The sequence below is a fragment of the Hydrogenophaga sp. genome (genome assembly GCF_030158645.1).
Classification (GTDB): domain Bacteria; phylum Pseudomonadota; class Gammaproteobacteria; order Burkholderiales; family Burkholderiaceae_C; genus Hydrogenophaga.
In genome coordinates, this window is sequence record NZ_JAOASO010000165.1 from 1 (window position 1) to 1,065 (window position 1,065).

Genomic DNA, 1,065 nt, shown 5'->3' on the forward strand with positions numbered 1-1,065 from the left:
GGGCCGGCATTTCAGTCTGGATGTTTTCTGCCACTGCGCTCATGGATGACCTCTTGGAGATGGTTTGAACCTGGTGCAGGTTCACTGGAGAAAGACCGGATGCTGTGCAGTCCGGGAATGAGAAAGATACTAAATCAAATTGCTCGGGAATGCGCTCAGCCGTTGTTTGCCGCCAGTTTCAGTGTGGGTTTGTCCTCGACACCACCGGCCATGGGTTTGAGCTGGCCGGTGATGGTGGCGCCCTGGTGCATCTCCAGGGCTTTGTAAGACACATCGCCCTCGATGCGCGCCTTGGGCTGCAGCTCCAGCAACTCGAAGGCCTGCACCGGGCCCTTGACGTGGCCATTGATGATCACGTGGTCGGCCAGGATCTGGCCGGTGACCACCGCCACTTCGCTGATCACCAGGATGCTGGGGTGTTCGTCGCTGGCGCGGATATCGCCCACCACTTCACCGTCCACGCGCAATCCGTCGTGAAACAGGACATTGCCTTCGATGCGGGTGCCCTGTGCGATCAGGCTCTTGATGGGGGGCTGTTTTTTCTTGCCAAACATGGGGTTCTCCAAACGACGGGTCGCTGTTGTCACAGCTGGAATGTTTGCACCGAGCGCACCGAATTTCCTTGAAGGATCTTGGCCGTCACGTTTTTTACCATGGCCTGTGGCGGCACATCGACGATGCCTTCCAGCCTCAGGTAGCCCTTGATCAGCACCGGCTGCGGCGCGGGCGCCTGCGCCAGCGACCACGGTTTGCCGTCCAGCGTGCCGGTGAAGGTGATCTGCAGCGCACCTTTGAAGTCGGGCGCATTTTTGGTGGCCTGCATCATGAGTGCCTGCCACCGCCACTGGGTGTCGGACACCCGCTCGGCCTGCAGGCCGCGGATGCTCAGCGCATCGCCGCCCGCACCGGGGATCAGGCGTTCAAAGAAACCGAGATCGGTGCGCAGCAGTTCGTTGTCGGCCTCCAGCTGCCGAATGCGCACGGCAAGCTGTTCTTGCGCGCTGCGCTCCGTGGTGAGCAAGCTCTCCGACGTGTTGGCCACCGACTGCGCGTTGAGCAGCTCTG

At 61.0% G+C, this 1,065-nt stretch carries 2 protein-coding genes; both read right to left on the minus strand.

Annotated elements, in window-relative coordinates:
- Nucleotides 1-155: 155 nt before the first annotated feature.
- Entirely contained in the window at nucleotides 156-554 is a 399-nt protein-coding gene (locus tag Q1W68_RS17905; protein ID WP_300717212.1) for a polymer-forming cytoskeletal protein, read from the minus strand.
- A gap of 29 nt (nucleotides 555-583) precedes the next feature.
- On the minus strand, nucleotides 584-1,065 hold a 482-nt coding region (locus Q1W68_RS17910), incomplete at its 5' end, for a DUF6776 family protein (RefSeq protein ID WP_300717213.1).